14 protein-coding genes are annotated in these 16,515 nt (G+C 69.7%); 8 read left to right on the forward strand and 6 right to left on the reverse strand.

What is annotated here, in order from left to right:
• Nucleotides 1–85 precede the first annotated feature (85 nt).
• The gene (locus SCNRRL3882_RS23680) at nt 86–871 is read left to right on the forward strand and encodes a dioxygenase (protein WP_010035437.1); all 786 of its coding nucleotides are present in this window, start codon (nt 86–88) and stop codon (nt 869–871) included.
• Nucleotides 872–929: 58 nt separating this feature from the next.
• Here the strand turns inward: SCNRRL3882_RS23680 and SCNRRL3882_RS23685 are convergent, their stop codons facing one another.
• Nucleotides 930–1,448 carry a GNAT family N-acetyltransferase gene (locus SCNRRL3882_RS23685; RefSeq protein WP_029180863.1) on the reverse strand — a complete coding sequence of 173 codons (519 nt, stop codon included), beginning with the start codon at nt 1,446–1,448 and terminating at the stop codon, nt 930–932.
• Between the two features lie 191 nt (nt 1,449–1,639).
• On the opposite strand from SCNRRL3882_RS23685, the gene SCNRRL3882_RS23690 reads away from it, so the two are divergent.
• Nucleotides 1,640–2,638 (forward strand): sigma-70 family RNA polymerase sigma factor, encoded by a 999-nt coding sequence (locus SCNRRL3882_RS23690; protein WP_010035431.1) that lies wholly within the window; start codon nt 1,640–1,642, stop codon nt 2,636–2,638.
• A gap of 441 nt (nt 2,639–3,079) precedes the next feature.
• A complete protein-coding gene (locus tag SCNRRL3882_RS23695) occupies nt 3,080–3,790 on the forward strand; it encodes a TetR/AcrR family transcriptional regulator (RefSeq protein ID WP_040902636.1) in 711 nt (236 codons plus the stop codon).
• A gap of 13 nt (nt 3,791–3,803) precedes the next feature.
• Here the strand turns inward: SCNRRL3882_RS23695 and SCNRRL3882_RS23700 are convergent, their stop codons facing one another.
• The 3 genes from SCNRRL3882_RS23700 to SCNRRL3882_RS41865 all read right to left on the reverse strand — a co-directional run bounded on the left by SCNRRL3882_RS23700 (nt 3,804) and on the right by SCNRRL3882_RS41865 (nt 8,386).
• Nucleotides 3,804–5,300, reverse strand: coding sequence for a DUF11 domain-containing protein (locus SCNRRL3882_RS23700; protein WP_029180862.1), 1,497 nt, complete (start codon nt 5,298–5,300; stop codon nt 3,804–3,806).
• A gap of 549 nt (nt 5,301–5,849) precedes the next feature.
• Nucleotides 5,850–7,298 carry a DUF1109 domain-containing protein gene (locus SCNRRL3882_RS23705; RefSeq protein ID WP_010035423.1) on the reverse strand — a complete coding sequence of 483 codons (1,449 nt, stop codon included), beginning with the start codon at nt 7,296–7,298 and terminating at the stop codon, nt 5,850–5,852.
• Nucleotides 7,299–7,411: 113 nt separating this feature from the next.
• Nucleotides 7,412–8,386: a helix-turn-helix transcriptional regulator gene (locus SCNRRL3882_RS41865; RefSeq protein ID WP_040902692.1), complete on the reverse strand. Its 975-nt coding sequence runs from the start codon at nt 8,384–8,386 to the stop codon at nt 7,412–7,414.
• A gap of 62 nt (nt 8,387–8,448) precedes the next feature.
• Here SCNRRL3882_RS41865 and SCNRRL3882_RS23715 point away from each other — a divergent pair, with 62 nt between their 5' ends.
• From SCNRRL3882_RS23715 to SCNRRL3882_RS40860, 5 genes are all read left to right on the forward strand, one after another.
• On the forward strand, nt 8,449–9,954 hold the full coding sequence (locus SCNRRL3882_RS23715) for an MFS transporter (protein ID WP_010035417.1): 1,506 nt from the start codon (nt 8,449–8,451) through the stop codon (nt 9,952–9,954).
• 154 nt (nt 9,955–10,108) lie between these two features.
• Complete coding sequence (locus tag SCNRRL3882_RS23720) at nt 10,109–10,870, forward strand: DeoR/GlpR family DNA-binding transcription regulator (protein ID WP_010035414.1); 762 nt, start codon at nt 10,109–10,111, stop codon at nt 10,868–10,870.
• The gene (pfkB, locus tag SCNRRL3882_RS23725; protein ID WP_010035411.1) at nt 10,867–11,814 is read left to right on the forward strand and encodes a 1-phosphofructokinase; all 948 of its coding nucleotides are present in this window, start codon (nt 10,867–10,869) and stop codon (nt 11,812–11,814) included. Before SCNRRL3882_RS23720 ends, pfkB begins: the two co-directional genes overlap by 4 nt.
• Before the next feature lie 172 nt (nt 11,815–11,986).
• Nucleotides 11,987–14,038: a PTS fructose transporter subunit IIABC gene (locus SCNRRL3882_RS23730; protein ID WP_010035409.1), complete on the forward strand. Its 2,052-nt coding sequence runs from the start codon at nt 11,987–11,989 to the stop codon at nt 14,036–14,038.
• Nucleotides 14,039–14,172: 134 nt separating this feature from the next.
• Entirely contained in the window at nt 14,173–14,331 is a 159-nt protein-coding gene (locus SCNRRL3882_RS40860; protein ID WP_158688388.1) for a hypothetical protein, read from the forward strand.
• Between the two features lie 10 nt (nt 14,332–14,341).
• Here the strand turns inward: SCNRRL3882_RS40860 and SCNRRL3882_RS23735 are convergent, their stop codons facing one another.
• The gene (locus SCNRRL3882_RS23735) at nt 14,342–15,088 is read right to left on the reverse strand and encodes a DUF6227 family protein (RefSeq protein ID WP_010035407.1); all 747 of its coding nucleotides are present in this window, start codon (nt 15,086–15,088) and stop codon (nt 14,342–14,344) included.
• Between the two features lie 179 nt (nt 15,089–15,267).
• A complete protein-coding gene (locus tag SCNRRL3882_RS23740) occupies nt 15,268–16,485 on the reverse strand; it encodes a L,D-transpeptidase (protein WP_029180860.1) in 1,218 nt (405 codons plus the stop codon).
• Between the last annotated feature and the right edge of the window lie 30 nt (nt 16,486–16,515).

Consider the following 16,515-nt stretch of genomic DNA (forward strand, 5'->3'; position numbering starts at 1 on the left):
CCACTCTACGTGGCCCCTCCTTGAACTTTAAACAAATGCCCTGTACAGTTTTGTTAGGGAACCATGTTTTGGAAGGAGCCGCAGCATGTCCGCCGCCACCCAGGAGCGCATGCCCGCTCTGTACCTGAGTCACGGTGCCCCGCCACTGGCGGACGACCCGGTCTGGCCCGGTGAACTGGCCGCCTGGTCGGCCGGCCTGCCGCGCCCCCGGGCGATCCTGATGGTCTCCGCCCACTGGGAGGAGGCCCCGCTCGCCATCGGCGCCACCGAGACCGTCCCGCTCGTCTACGACTTCTGGGGCTTCCCCGAGCACTACTACCGGGTGACCTACGAGGCCCCCGGCGCACCGGAGCTCGCCGAGTCGGTACGGAAGCTGCTGCGCGCCCCCGGTGTTCCCGTCCAGGACGTCCCCGACCGCGGCCTCGACCACGGCGCGTACGTCCCGCTGGTCGAGATGTACCCGGAGGCCGACATCCCGGTCCTCCAGGTCTCCATGCCGACGCTCGACCCGGTCCGGCTCATGGAGATCGGCCGCAGGCTCGCCCCGCTGCGGGACGAGGGCGTGCTCATCGTCGGCTCCGGCTTCTTCACCCACAACCTGGCCGCGCTCCGGCAGGGCGGCATCCCCGCCTGGTCGGCGGAGTTCGACGACTGGGGCCGGCGGGCGCTGGAGGCGCGGGACGTGGACGCCCTGCTCGACTTCACCCGCAAGTCCCCCGCGGGGCAGCTCGCCCACCCGCGCACCGAGCACTTCGCCCCGCTGTTCGTGACCCTGGGCGCGGCCGACGCGGCCGGCGAGCTGGACGCGCAGAAGTCGGTGATCGACGGCTTCTGGATGGGGCTGGCGAAACGGTCGGTGCAGTTCGGCTGACCGCCTTTACAGCGGTGTTCGGCTGACCGTCCCTCCAACGGTGTTCGGCTGACCGTCCCTACAGCGGCTTCTCGTACCAGGCCACGTCCCAGTAGCGGCCGAACTTGCGGCCGACCTCCCGGTACGTGCCGACGTACCGGAAGCCGAAGCGCTCGTGCAGCCGGGCCGACGCCTCGTTCGGCTGCGCGATGCCCGCGTAGGCACGGTGCAGGTCCTCCCCGGACAGGGCCTCGAAGAGGGCCTTGTAGAGGAGGGTGCCGATGCCGCGGCGGCCGGCGTCGGGGGCGACGTACACCGTCGTCTCCACGGAGGTCGCGTAGGCGGGCTTCGCCCGGAAGGGGCTGGACGTGGCGTAGCCCAGAATCCGCTGTGAGTCCGGGTTCAGGGCAACCCTCAGACGGTACGGGCCGTCTTCAGGGTGGGAGAGCAGCCAAGGGCGGCGCTCTTCAGGAGTGAAGATCGCGGTATCGAATGTGATCGCCGTCTCACGTACGTAGTGGTTGTAGAGGGCCGTGAGGGCTTCGAGGTCACCCTCGACTCCCGGCCTGACCTGCACCTCTGTAGGTTCCGACGGCACCGCGCCTCCTCGTGGGTCCGACAGGGTACTGCATGATCCGAAAAATTGGGGGACAGGTTGGGAATTCTGTCCTGATTCCAGTCGTTGTTTCCATCGGATGCAGGGCACCCGAGGAGAGTCCGGAGAGTCCCGGAGACGGAGTCCAGCGTCCGAAGGACCACCCGCTGACCTCACATCGCAAGGGAGCACGCATGGCAACCCGTGCCGTCGCCCGTCGTCAGTCCGCCACCGGCGAGACGGCCGACGCGGCAAGCAGTGTTCGCGCCCATGGCGGCGAGATCGCCGATCGCGACCTGGTCGGCATGTACCTCGACGAGATCGCGCGCACACCGCTGCTCGACGCCGCCAAGGAAGTCGAGCTGTCCCAGGTCATCGAAGCGGGTGTGTTCGCGCGGCAGGTCCTCGACGGGTACGAGGAGACCAAGGCGGACGCCACCCGTGAGGAGCTCGAAGCCCTGGTCGCCGACGCGGAGCGGGCCAAGGACGTCTTCATCCGCTCCAACCTCCGCCTGGTCGTCGCCGTCGCCCGCCGCTACCCCCGCAGCGGTCTGCCGCTGCTGGACCTGATCCAGGAGGGCAACGCCGGCCTGGTGCGCGCGGTCGAGAAGTTCGACTACCGCAAGGGCTTCAAGTTCTCCACGTACGCGACGTGGTGGATCCGCCAGGCCATCACCCGCTCCATAGCCGACCAGTCCCGTACGATCCGCCTGCCCGTCCACCTCGTGGAGGAGCTTGGCCGGATCCGGCGGGTGCAGCGCGAGTTCAACCGCGAGCACGGGCGCGACCCGGAGCCCGCGGAGATCGCCGCCGAACTCGGCTCGACGCCGGAGCGCGTCACCGACGTGCTCGACTGGGCCCGCGACCCGGTCTCGCTGAACATGTCGGTGGACGACGAGGGCGAGACCCAGTTCGGCGATCTCCTGGAGGACACCTCGGCGGTGTCGCCCGAGCAGTCGGTGCTCACGCTGCTGCGCAGCGAGGAGCTCGACGACCTCATCGGCCGCCTCGACCAGCGCACGGCCTCGATCATCAAGATGCGCTACGGCATCGAGGACGGCCGGGAGCGCACGCTGACCGAGGTCGGCAAGGAGCACGGCCTGACCCGCGAGCGCATCCGCCAGATCGAGAAGCACGCGCTGCTGGAGCTGAAGAAGCTGGCGCGCAGCACCGGGTTCGACGCGGCGGCGTGACGCCGGAGCCGGTGTTCGCCGGTGCCGGTGTCCGTCGGTGGGCGTCCGGGCGTGCGACCCGTCCCGCGGCCTGTGGGTGTCGCCCATGGGCTGTGGGTGACGCACGGTGTGCGCCCGGGGGCCGCCGCGTACGCCGGGTGGCGAAAGACCGCGCAAACATGGCGATGTAACGCCGCTTCAATCCGCGGGGACCGGGAACAAGACTTCCGGGCCCACCAGTTCGGGCCGGGGCCACGCCCCTGCCCCCCAGAGCCAAGTCCCGTCGCACTCCCCCCGGCGCCGGGACTCTCCCAAGGCCGGGCTTCGGCGTCCCTCCCCCCGGGCGCCGGGGCCCGGCTCTCTGCGTGAGCGGGGAAGTGGAAGGGCGGGGCACCCCGTACCTGAACCACGGGGTGGCCCGCCGGATGGCAGATTGTGTCACATGGGCATAGCCTGCCGGGCGTGAGCAGCACCACCCCGCCCCCTCCTCAGGCCTCGCTGACCGAGCGGCGGAAGGCCGAGACGCGCATGGAGATCGCCCGGGCCGCGGCCGGCCTCTTCGTACGGCACGGCCTGCGCGCCACCCGCGCGGAGGACATCGCCCAGGCCGCCGGCATCGCCCCGCGCACCTTCTACCGGTACTTCGCCACCAAGGAGGAGGCCGTCGCCCCGCTCTACGCGGCCGGCGCCCAGCGCTGGGTGGAGGCGGTACGCGCGGCACCCGCCGACGCGAGCGTGCTCCGGGCCCTGGAGCACGGGGTGCGGCACACCCTCACCCCGGGCGTAGGCGTCTCGGCGTCCTCCTGGGAGTGGGTCCGCACGCTCCTGCGCCTCGCCGAGGCGAACCCGTCCCTGCGCAGGGTGTGGGCGGAGGTGTGCCAGGCGTCCGAGCGGTCGCTGACGGAGGTACTGGCCGCGCGGCTGACGGCCGGTCCTGCGCGGGCTCCCTCGACAGCCGACCCCGATAACGTTGCCATGCCCTCGGACCTGCGCTTCGCCGCCGCCGTGGCGAGCGCGGCCGTACGTGCGGCGGTGGAGGGCTGGGCGGCGGCCGGGGACGTCCCGGCGGACGGGCCGGAGGGACCGGCGGAACTGGCGTTGCGGAACCTGGGGGTGCTGCGGGATTTCCCCTGGGAGAGCCGGCGACTCGACAATGGACGGTCACGCCGTTGAGAGGACCCTACGGTCACTCGGCCGACAGGGCCTTGTCGACGAATCCCGGGCAGTCGCCCGCTGACGTGACGGCTTTCGCGGCGTCGCGAAGAGACACGTCGAACACGGGTATCCCCGCGATGGACACCGCTTCGTCGGGTCCCGCTCTGGTGAGAGCGGCCTCGTACCCCTCGGAACTGGCCTGAGCCGGAGAGGTCCCCTGCTTGAGTTCGTCACCCATCACCTTGGTGAAGACGGTCAGGGCTTCCCGAGAGACGCCGGACGGCTCGAAGTGCGCGGCACACTGCCGGATGGCCCGCAGTTCGCCTTCGAGGTCCTGCTCGGACAGCTTCGGAGGCTTGACGACGGCGAACTTGGCACTGCCCTGCTCCGCACCCTCCTCGTACTTCACCCGAGTGACGTTCTCCTTCTTTCCGAAAGGCACCTGCGACGCCTTCACCACCGCACGGATGGTGATCGTGACCGTCTCCTCCGGCACGATCTCGGTGTCACCCTCCGCGGGGCAGGTCACCCCGGTGCTCCCCGCGGTGATGTCGCAGTCGTTCTCCTCACCTGAATCCCTCATCAGCTGCGCATGCAACACGGGGTGGATGACGCCTCCCTCGGCATCGCCCGAGGCCGAATCGAACTCGTCCTCCACCGTCACACCGGTGACGTCGTCAGCCCCGTGATTGGTGACCTTGACGGTGAAGGACTCGAACTCTCCCGGAGCGACCGTAGCGCTCAAGGGTTTGTTCCTGACCTCCAGCAGGGGCTTGTCCGAGTGCTTGTCGTTGCTCTCCTCGATCTTTGCGAGGAAGTCCTTTCCCGCATCCTTCGCCTTGTCCCGGTCTTCGCGGGATGCCGACCGGTCGTAGGACTTCAGGACAGCGGCGGTCAGCTGCTCCACGTTCTTCCTGAGCTCGGCCTGCTCCTTCGGCGGAAGGGCCCGGGCCCTGAGAATCTGCTGGCTCGTCCCCGACGCACTGATGGCCCTCACAGTCCACTCGCGATAACTCTGCGGCGTCCGCTGGCCTTGAGAGCGAGTCAGCGTTTTGACGTCCTGCTCGGTGTTGCTGCGGGCGAAGTTCCGAGAGGCCTCATCTGCTTCTTGATCCGTGACCAGCCCGAAGCGCTCGCTCATCTCTTCCATGCACTCGGTGAAGACGGCCCGCTCCTCGCGAGACGTCTTGGGATCCTGGATCGTCCCCAGCGTCCTGACTGTCCCGTCCACGAGGCTCGTGTAGGCGGCCCGGTCCTCGGGCGACGTGCCTGGATCCTGGATCACGCCCAGCGTTTCGGTCGCCCTTTCCACGATGTGCGTGTGGGCGACTCGCTGCTCGCGAGGCGTCTTGGGATCCTGGATCATCGCCAGCTCGTCGGTGAGCCGAGACACGATTCTCCTGTAGGCGGCCCGTTCGCCGGGCGGGATGTCCGGATCCCGGCTCATCTTCAGCAACCCGCTCAGCTCGTTCCCGACCTCCTCCTTCACTTCTTCCGGCACCTTCAGCGCTGCCGTGCGCTTCTCCATGAGCGTCGCTTGTTCCGAGGGGTCGGCCGGTGACGTGGGTTGCGACTGAGTGCCGGAGTCCGTCGGTTCGCCGGGGCCGGTCGGCTCGCTCGGCCCGGTCTGCGTGCCGGATCCCGTCGTCTCGGGCTCCGACGGAGTACTGGGCTCGGACGGCGTGCTGGGCTCCGGCGGAGTACTGGGCCCGGTCGGCGTGCTGGGCCCCGACGGAGTACTTGGCCCGGTCGGCGTGCCGGGTTCCGGAGTGTCGGAATCTGGCGTGTCGGGATCCGGCGGCGGTGGGGGAGTCTGGGCCGGGGTCACGGCCGCGGCCTGGCCGAAGGCCCCCGTCGTGGAGACGGCCGCGCCTCCTGTGAGGGAGAGCGCTGCAACCAAGCAGTACGTACAACCCCTGTAACGGCAGACTCGTCGCCGGGCGTTTCTGGCCATGGCGCATCCAAGTTGCACTGTGGAACATGCGGATTTGCCTGTACAAAACACAACAACCACTTACAACCACTTACAACTACTCTGGACCCAATGGGCTCCTCCTGCAACTGGGCGATCAGTCCGCTACACCGACGCCATCAATGCCGCGATGGATACCCTTGTGGAAATCGAGCGCGACTCCACGCCGTACCGATCCTCTTCCCGCGCGATTTCCTTTCTCAATTCTCTCAGGTCGGGAGATTTCTCGAAGTCGATTTTGTAGGACGAGATGGCGTACGAGTAATCAAACTCCTCCGGCGTGCCCTGCCAGAGTACGGTCACGTACCGGGGTTTGCGGGTAATGTTGATGATGTTGTTGTTGTGGCGCACTTTCCCTTCATGGATGATCATACCGCTGCATTCTGCGCAGTAGAATCGCCCCTCCTTCTTTTGCCAGGAGGGGTGTGCCTGCTGTAGTTGCCGGAGATTGATCTTTCCGCGGTCCATTCTCATCGCCACCACGGACAAGGTCGCTTCCAGGAGGTCGTATTCAACGCTCCTGGGGAGCTGTATCACTTTTTCCTTTATGTGGCCCTCTCCCGGATGGAGCCAGTACCCCGGTCCGGCGAATTGTCCGGCGCTTATCGTTTTGCTGCCTGATTCGGAGACATGAAGCTCTGCGTCGGACTCGGTTTCCAGGGCCTTCTTCCAGTCTCTCAGTCCCCCATCGTCCTTCGAGTATTCAGCCGAACGCCCGTAGACCAGATACTTATCGACAAGGATGTAAGCCGGAACCTTTCCGGTGTTTTCCACTTGGAGTGCAAGCGGCACATGGATGAATGGGCGGATGGGATCGGTGTGAGGGGTGCCGAACTTTGCCGTGAGAGTGACATAGAAAGGAGCTGACGTGGGCTGATAGACGGCGGAGTATGCGAAGTTCGTGGCGGCCAGAAGCCCGGACAGGGCAACCCCGGTCGCAAATCTCTTGGGGTGGGGTATGACTCTCCAGACCTGCTCATGGAACAGCCGCCAGAGGGCCCACAGCGACCATGCGAAGAGCAGCACGGATACCGGGAAGTAGAGCGTCGGTTCTCTTTCTTGCAGCCAGGTGAACAGGAAAACGCTCTCCGTGATCAAGGCGATCAGTGCCCCGACCAGTACCAGGGCTCCGGAATACTTGAACTGCCGCTTTCCCTCATGGTCGAGAGCCGCCAGCGCGGCGAGGCCCTGCACCGCGCCGGACAGGATGAAGAGGAATCCCGTGATGCGCTGGGCGAATGTCAGTGCCCCCATGGCGTCCGGTGTTCCCACGACGGTGAGCAGGGCCATGGACAGGATCAGTCCCGCCATCATGAGCGCTGTGGCCGTGCGTCTTCGCCACGTGCGATCGGGCCATATCTCGCTGCCCGCCTCGCGCCAGACGATGACTCTCCGGTCTTCCAGATCGATGCCCTCCGGGCAACCGAGTTGTCGGAGAAGCTTGCGCAGCCCGCTCGGGGACCAGGCGCTGCCCACCACTGTGCCACCCATGCTGACGGCGCGAAGGCCTCTGCTGTCCGGCGGCTCAACGATCACCCTGGGTGTCTTCTCCATGAGGGACAGCCTTGATGCTGAACGGACAACACGCAGCCGGGCTTGCTCCATCCGGCCATCCGGCCATCCGCCTCTTCGACAGTGCGGCCGCACCCGGCAACGGGCGCTTCAGGTCATGCTCCGCCCCCCTCGCCCGCCCTGCTGAGCCGCGCCCCCAACTCCCTCACGGCCGTCACGAGTTCCTCCGGTGTGTGCACCACGAAGTCGCACTCCAGCAGCGCCAGCCGGAACGCCACCCACTGCACCGCGTCCGCCGCGGATCCCCGCAGCCGGCAGCTGCCGTCGTCCAGCGGCTCGGGCGTGCCCAGCCATGCCGGCAGCCGGGCGGCGACGAACTCGGCCGGCGCGGCGAACGTGACCTCGAAGTCGTAGGACTCCTGCTGCCGCTGCATCGACTGCCGCAGGTACTCCGCCGCGTTCCCCGTAGGCAGCTCGCGCGGCACGAACCGCGCCCCCGTGGCGAACGGTTCGCTCACCCGGTCCACGCGGAACGTACGCCAGTCGTCCCGGTCGATGTCGTACGCCACCAGGTACCAGCGGCGGCCCGTGGACACCAACCGGTAGGGCTCCGTCAGGCGCCGCGACTCGGTGCCGTCCGCGGCCCGGTAGGCGAACCGCAGCCGCTCGTGCCCGGCCACCGTGGAGGCCATGACGGTCAGCGTCTCGGGCGCGATGCTCGGCCCGTCCCCGCTGGTCAGCGGTGTCGTCGCGGCCTGGAGCGTGGTCACGCGGTGCCGCAGCCGGCCCGGCAGCACCTGCTCCAGCTTGGCCAGCGCCCGCACCGACGCCTCGTCCAGGCCCTCCACCGCGTGCCCCGCCCCGGCGCGCAGGCCGACCGCGATGGCCACGGCCTCCTCGTCATCGAGCACGAGCGGCGGCATGGCCTTGCCGGCGACCAGCCGGTAGCCGCCGTCGGAGCCCTTGGTCGCCTGCACGGGATAACCCAGTTCGCGCAGCCGGTCGATGTCCCGCCGGACCGTGCGGCGGGAGACCCCGAGCCGGTCGGCGAGTTCGCCGCCGGGCCATTCGCGGGGGGTCTGGAGGAGGGAGAGGAGCGTCAGCAGCCGGGCCGGTGTGTCCGTCGTCATACCGACGAGGATGCCGCACCAGTAGGACACAATCTGACCTAGTGGCCCTCTAGGTTCTACGCATGACCTCCACCGACACCCCTGCCGGCACCGCGGGCGGCACCGACCGCCGCCGCTGGTTCGCCCTCGCGATCGTGATGACCGCGGCTTTCATGGACCTCGTCGACGTGACGATCGTCAACATCGCCATCCCGTCGATCCAGCGGGAATCGGGCGCCTCCTTCAGCCAGATCCAGTGGATCACCGCCGGATACGCCCTGGCCTTCGCCGCCGGGCTGATCACCGGCGGACGGCTCGGTGACATCCACGGCCGCAAGCGGATCTTCCTCGTCGGCATCGGCGGCTTCACCCTCGCCTCCGCGCTGTGCGGCCTCGCGGTGAACCCGGAGATGCTGGTCGCGTCCCGTTTCCTGCAGGGCGGCATGGCGGCCCTGATGGTGCCGCAGGTGCTGTCGATCGTGCACGCGACCTTCCCGGCGCACGAGCGGGGCAAGGTGTTCGGGCTGTTCGGCGCGGTCGTCGGGCTCGGGGCCGTGTCCGGTCCGCTGCTCGGCGCGCTGCTGACCGAGTGGAACCTGTTCGGGTGGGAGTGGCGCTCGATCTTCCTGATCAACCTGCCCGTGGGCGTCGCCGGCCTGGTCCTCGGCAGCCGCTTCATCACCGAGTCCAGGGCACCGCGGGCCCTGAAGCTGGACCTGGTGGGTGTCGCCCTCGTGACGCTGGGCCTGCTGATGCTGCTCTACCCGCTGATCCGCGGCCGGGAGCTGGGCTGGCCGGTGTGGGGGTACGTCTCGATGGCCGGCGCGCTCGTCGTCCTGGCGGCGCTGGTGGCGTACGAGCGGCGCAAGAGCGCACGGGACGGCTCACCGCTGGTCGAGCTGTCGCTGTTCCGGGTCAAGAGCTTCGCGGCCGGGATCGCCGTACAGACCGTCTTCGGGGTCGCGCTCGGCGTGTTCTTCCTGGTGTGGACGCTGTACATGCAGGTCGGTCTGGGCTGGAGCGCGCTGAAGGCCGGGCTGACCGGGGTGCCGTTCTCGATCGCCGTGTCCGTGGCCGCCGGGATGTCGGTGCAGCAGCTGGTCCCGCGTTTCGGACGCAAGGTGCTCCAGGCGGGCGCGCTGGTGATGGCGGCCGGAGTGCTGCTCTACCTCTGGGAGTCCGGGCACTACGGCCTCGGCATCGCGCCCTGGCAGATGGCGTTGCCGCTGGTCGTGATGGGCGTGGGCATGGGCCTGATCGTCGCCCCGCTGACCGACGCGATCCTCTCCGAGGTGCCGCGCGAGCACTCCGGCTCGGCGTCCGGCCTGCTCAACACCGTGCAGCAGATGGGCAACGCGCTGGGCCTGGGCCTGGTGTCGGTCGTCTTCTTCGGCACGATCGGCGACCGTCTGCGCCCGGACCAGGTGGGCCCGGCCTTCGCGGACGCCTTCCGGAACTCGCTGGGCTGGGTGGCCGCGGTGATGGGCCTCATCTTCCTGCTGATGTTCGCCCTGCCGAAGCGCCCGGCGCAGCACGTCGAGGGCGAGCAGGCGGCGCCGGAGAGGAAGGAACCGGTGCTGGTCTCCTGAACGCGCGTACGACAACGGGCTCGGCACCTGGTGCCGAGCCCGTTGTTATTTCCGCTCATGCCCGATTGGGTCCGAACCTGTTTACTTCGCAGAAATCTCGGCGTAGCCTCCCGCTGAAACCACACGTTCGGGCACGAGGCGGAGGCGAACTGACATGTACGCACCGGAGCGGCAGCAGGAGATCCTCCGGCTCGCCCGTGACGGCGGCCGAGTGGATGTCGTGTCGCTGGCCGAGGAGTTCCAGGTGACGGCGGAGACGATCCGCCGGGATCTGAAGGCCCTCGACCGGGCCGGCCTGGTCCGCCGGGTGCACGGCGGGGCCATCCCGGCCGGGCGCCTCGACTTCGAGCCGGACCTCGCCGAGCGCGAGACCACGGCCCCCGACGAGAAGGACCGCATCGCCAAGGCGGCCCTCGCGGAACTGCCGAGCGAGGGCACGATGATCCTCGACGCCGGTACGACCGTGGCCCGGATGGCAGCCGCCCTCCCGCTGGAGGCCGCCCTCACCGTCGTCACGCACAGCCTGCCCATCGCCGCCCGCCTAGCCGATCACCCCGGCATCCAGCTCCACCTCATCGGGGGGCGCGTACGGCACCGCACACGCGCCGCCGTGGACGCCTGGGCGCTGCGGGCGTACGGCGAGATCCGGGCCGACGTGCTGTTCGTGGCCGCCAACGGCTTCTCCGCCGAACACGGCCTGACCACCCCCGACCTCGCCGAGGCCGCCGTGAAGCGCGCGGCCGTGGCCGCCGCCCGCCGCGTGGTGCTGCTCGCCGACTCCTCCAAGCACGGCCAGGAGCACTTCGCCCGCTTCGGCGACCTGAGCGATGTGGACCTGCTGATCACCGACAGCGGGCTGAGCCCCGAAGACGCCGTCGCGATCGAGCGCGGCGGCACGGAAGTAGTGCGCGCATGATCCTCACCGTCACCCCCAACCCGTCCCTGGACCGCACCTACGAGGTGCCGTCCCTCGACCGCGGCGAGGTCATCCGCGCCACCGGCGAGCGGATGGACCCGGGCGGCAAGGGCGTGAACGTCTCGCGCGCGGTCGCGGCGGCCGGCCGGCGCACGGTGGCGGTCCTGCCCCTGGGCGGCGCGCCGGGCGCGCTCGTCGCCGACCTGCTCGACACGCAGGGCATCGAGGTCGCGCCGGTGCCGGTCGCCGGGGCCACCCGCTCCAACATCGCCCTCGCCGAAGCCGACGGCGTCCTGACGAAGATCAACGCGCCGGGCCCGGAACTCTCCGAGGCCGAGCGGGAACTGCTCCTGGAGACCGTGCGGCAGCAGTCCCGCGACGCCTCCTGGATCGCCTGCTGCGGCAGCCTCCCGCGCGGCCTCGCACCCTCCTGGTACGCCGAACTGGTCGCCCGCGCGCACGCCGCCGGTGCCCGGATCGCCCTGGACACCTCCGGGCCCGCGCTGCTCGCGGCCCTGCGCGAGCGGCCGGACGTGGTCAAGCCGAACGCCGAGGAGCTCTCGGAGGCCGTCGGCCGCCCCCTCGCCACCGTCGGCGACGCCGTGAAGGCGGCCGAGGAGCTGCGCGAGATGGGTGCCCGGGCCGTCCTCGCGAGCCTCGGCGCCGACGGGCAGCTGCTGGTCTCCGGCGAGGGCGCCTGGTTCGGCAGCGCCCGCGTGGACGCCGTACGCAGCAACGTGGGTGCCGGTGACTCCTCCCTCGCCGGTTTCCTGATCGCCGGCGGCAGCGGCCCCGACGCCCTCGCCTCCGCGGTCGCCCACGGCGCGGCGGCCGTCCAGCTGCCGGGCAGCGTCATGCCGAAGCCCGGCGACCTGGACCCGGCCTCGGTGACGGTCACGGCCCGGATCCCGGCGGACCGTGCGCTGAAGGAGCCGGTGTCATGACGTACGAAGAGCCGCGCGCACCGGACCGTGACCGGCGAGACGCCCCGTTAGCCGAGGCCCGTACGCCCCTCTGCGTCACCCCCCACCGCATCCCCGTCACCCCCCACCGCACCCCCCGTCCCCTCCCCGCCCACCCGACTGACCGGGCGATACGCGTGCTAAGGAGCCCGCGATGAGCGACATGATCACCGCGGACCTGGTCGATCTCGACCTGTCCGCCGACACCAAGGAAGCGGCGGCGCGTGCCCTCGCCGAGCGCATGGTGGCCCTGGGCCGGGTGACCGACCTGGACGGCTTCCTCGCCGACGTGGCCGCCCGCGAGGCCCAGATGCCGACCGGCCTCGACGGCGGCATCGGCATCCCGCACTGCCGCAGCGAGCACGTCACCGAGCCGACCCTCGCCTTCGGGCGCAGCTCCGACGGCATCGACTTCGGGGCGGCCGACGGCCCCGCCGACCTGATCTTCCTGATCGCCGCGCCGGCCGGCGCCGACGACGCCCATCTGACGATCCTGTCGTCGCTGGCCAGGCAGCTGATGAACACGGAGTTCACCGACGCCCTGCGCGCGGTGGGTGACCCGACGGCCGCCGCCGCGCTGATCCGCGGCGACGAGCCCGGCGAGCCCGCCGAGGCCGGCTCCGAAGACCCCGTGGCGTCGGCGGGAGCGGCCTCTCCCGCCGCCGCCACGGTCACCGACGACGCCCCGGCCGAAGAGCCGTCCGCGGAGCGCCCGTTCCGCATCGTCGCCGTCACCTCCTGCCCCACCGGCATCGCCCACACCTACATGGCGGCCGAGTCGCTGGAGAACGCCGGCCGTGAGGCGGGCGTCGAGGTCACCGTCGAGCCCCAGGGCTCGGCCGGCTTCACGCGGCTCGACCCGGCGGTCATCGCCGCGGCGGACGCCGTGATCTTCGCCCACGACGTGCCCGTACGGGAGAAGGAACGCTTCGCCGGCAAGCCGACCGTCGACGTCGGCGTGAAGGCGGGCATCAACCGCCCCGCGGAACTCATCGCCGAGGTCCGCGAGAAGGCCGCCCGCGGCGAGGTCACCTCCGGGTCCGCCCCGGCCACTCCGGTGGAGCGCTCCGGCGAAGCCGGCGAGGGCTACGGCACCAAGCTGCGCAAGTGGCTGATGTCCGGCGTCAGTTACATGGTGCCGTTCGTCGCGGCGGGCGGTCTGCTGATCGCCCTCGGCTTCGCGATCGGCGGCTACAAGGTCGACAAGGCCCCGTCGGTGATGGACCACTTCCTGTGGACGCAGGCCGACAGCTGGGCGGCCCTGCTCTTCCAGATCGGCGGCGTCGCCTTCGGCTTCCTCGTCCCCGTCCTGGCCGGCTACATCGCCTACGGCATGGCCGACCGGCCCGGTCTCGTCCCCGGCTTCGTCGGCGGCTCGATCGCCCTGACCATCAACGCCGGCTTCCTCGGCGGTCTCGCGGCCGGTCTGATCGCCGGTGGCGTGGTCATCGCGATCCAGAAGGTGAACATCCCGGCGGCGCTGCGCGGCATCATGCCGGTGGTGGTGATCCCGCTGATCTCCTCGGCGATCGTCGGGTTCCTGATGTTCGTCGTCATCGGCAAGCCCATCGCCGAGGCCCAGAAGGGCATGACCGACTGGCTGAACGGCCTGTCCGGCAGCAACGCCATCCTGCTCGGCGCCCTCCTCGGCCTGATGATGTGCTTCGACCTCGGCGGCCCGGTCAACAAGGTCGCCTACACCTTCGCCACGGCCGGTATCGCGGTGTCCAACCCCAGCGACTCCGCGATGAAGATCATGGCGGCGGTCATGGCGGCCGGCATGGTGCCTCCGCTGGCGATGGCCCTCGCCACGACCGTGCGCGGCAAGCTCTTCACGCACACCGAGCGCGAGAACGGCAAGGCCGCCTGGGTGCTCGGCGCCTCCTTCATCTCCGAGGGCGCGATCCCGTTCGCCGCGGCCGACCCGCTGCGCGTCATCCCGGCCTCGATGGCGGGCGGCGCGATCACCGGTGCCCTGTCGATGGCCTTCGGCGCCACGCTGCGCGCCCCGCACGGCGGCATCTTCGTGGTCCCGCTGATCGGCAACCCGCTGCTCTACCTGATCGCCATCGCCGCGGGCGTCTGCGTCACCACGGCCCTGGTGGTCGTCCTGAAGGGCCTGCGCAAGCCGGCCCCGGGCGCCACGGCGGCCTCCGGCGGGGCCGCGGCCCAGACGGCGGAGGCGAAGCAGCCGGTGGCGGCGTGAGGCCCGACGCCTGAGGGCAGGGCCCGGGGTTCGCCCCTTTCGGGGGGTGTGAACCGTTCACGGCACCTGCGAGATAGATCACGAAAATCACGGCCCGGGACCGAAGTCCCGGGCCGTGGTGTCTACTGGGGCGCATGCCCGAGCACGTCTCCCGATGGCCCGAAGGCCACCCTCTCCCCGCCCTCCCGCAGCAGCGGCAGACGGGCCCCCGGTCGGAGTCCGTGGAACTGACCCCCGAGGAGAGAGACGCCTTCGCCGAACTGGCGCGCCAACTCGGCGACAGAGCGGCCTAGCGGACACCCCCTAGGACAGCTGCGCCGCCCGCCGCTCCATCGCCTCGCGCGCCGCCTCCTCGCTGGCGTACACCTCGCACATGTGCCGTCCGTCCGGCGTGGCCGTGTGCTCCACCTCCCAGAGGGAGACCTCCGCGCCGTCGCGCAGCAGGAACGCGTGCTCGTAGAGCGAGAAGCACAGTCCCGCCCGGCCCGCGCGGCACGGGCGGCCGAAGGCCTGCGTGATCTGATGACCGGACGCCGTGGCCAGCAGGGTGGCCGTGTCCGCGCCCGGCCGGTCCGCGTTCTCCGCGCGGCGCAGTAAACGCCGCGCGTGGTCCGCCGAGTCGTCCCCGGCGTACGCGTGCCGGGGTGCGGGGACGGGGGAGAGCTGCACCGTCACCGGCAGCTCGAAGTCGGGCGTGTCCGGCGGCAGCGGCAGACGCGTGGTGGCGGCACGCAGCTCCTCCTCGTCGACGTACACCTCGTGCTGCGGCTCGCTGCCGGGCGCCGTGTTGTGGACGAGCTCCCAGAGCGTGAGCGCCGAGCCGTCGGCGAGCAGCCAGGTGTGCCGGTACGTCTCCCGGTGCAGGCCCGCGCTGTGGTGCGCGGAGTGCAGCGAACCGTCGTGCGCCAGCGCGCAGTCCAGCCGCCTTATCGTCTCGTCCGGCAGCTCGAAGGAGTTCAGGGCGCGGCCGAGGAGTCGCGCGAGGTGCTCCTCCGGAGACTCGGGCGAGTCGTGGGGTTCGTACGCTGCCGTCTCGTACGGAACGCTCAAGGTTTCTCCCGGCGTTGCTGCATGTCACCTTGTGGGTGCATACCGTAGCCCCTCGGTCGGACATCATGTCCGGGAACCGAGAAAACGTACGTCCAGGAAAACGCACGGGCCGCGCGAAAAGTTCCCGCGCGGCCCGGTCGGTCCGTCAAAAACCCCAGTTGGGATGATCGTTCAGCCGCTCACGCGGCGCTGCCCGCGACCCACTGGCTCCATGCCATGTTCCAGCCGTTGAGCCCGTTGTCCGGCGCCACCGTCTTGTCGGGCGAGTTCTTCACGACCACCACGTCCCCGATGAGCGAGTTGTCGTAGAACCACTTGGCGGGTGTGCTGCCGCCGGCGCCCTGGACGTCCGCGAGGCCGACGCAGCCGTGGCTGGTGCCCTGGCGACCGAAGGGCGGATTGCCCTTGTTGTACCAGTAGTTGCCGTGGATGAACGTGCCGGAGGTCGTCAGGCGCATCGCGTGCGGCACGTCCGGGATGTTGTACTCACCGCCGAGTCCGACCGTCCGGCTGTTCATCCGGGTCTGCACGAACTTCTCGGAGATCACCATCTGCCCGTTGTACGTGGTGTGCTGCGGGCTGCCCGCCGAGATCGGGATCGTCTTGACGGTCTTGCCGTCCCGCACGACCGTCATGGTCTGCGTGTTGACGTCGACCGTGGAGACCTGCGAGCGCCCGACGGTGAAGGTGACCGTCTTCTTCTGGACGCCGTAGACGCCGTTCGTGCCCTCGACCCCGTCCAGGTCGATCTTCATCGTGACCTTGGAGCCGGCCTTCCAGTACTCCTCGGGCCGGAAGTCGAGCCGCTGCGAGCCGAACCAGTGCCCGACCACCTGCTGCCCGCTGCTGGACGTGACCGTGATGTGCGACTGCACGTCCTTGCGGTTCGTGATGGCCTTGTCGAAGTTGAACGACACCGGCATGCCCACACCGACCGTGGTGCCGTCGTCCGGCGTGTACGTCCCGATGAAGCTGTTCGCCGAGGTGACCGTCGTGAAGATGGAGTTCGCGGCGGCCGTACGGCCCTTCGTGTCCTTCGCTGTCGCCGATATCTGGTACTTCGTGCCGCGCTCCAGCTGCTCCTTCGGCTTCCAGACCTTGCCGTCGGAGGAGATCGAGCCCGGTACGGCCTGACCGCTGCCCGCCACCGTCATCTTCACGTCGGTCAGCTTGCCGTCGCTGACCTTCACGCCGGTCGAGTTGATGGAGGCGCCGGTCGAACCGTCCTTCGCCGAGATGGCGATCTTCGCGACGGAGGTCTTCGCCGAATCGCTGCCACCCTTGGCGTCGTCCTTGGCGTTGGCGCTGCCACCGCAGGCGGTGAGCGTCAGGGCGCCGACCATCAGGGCGGCACATGCCCCCAGTTTGCGCCGCGCTGCAATGTCCGGCGTTGTCACGGGCTGCTCCCAGTTCGAGTGATGTGCGTG

The sequence above is a fragment of the Streptomyces chartreusis NRRL 3882 genome (assembly GCF_900236475.1).
GTDB lineage: Bacteria > Actinomycetota > Actinomycetes > Streptomycetales > Streptomycetaceae > Streptomyces > Streptomyces chartreusis_D.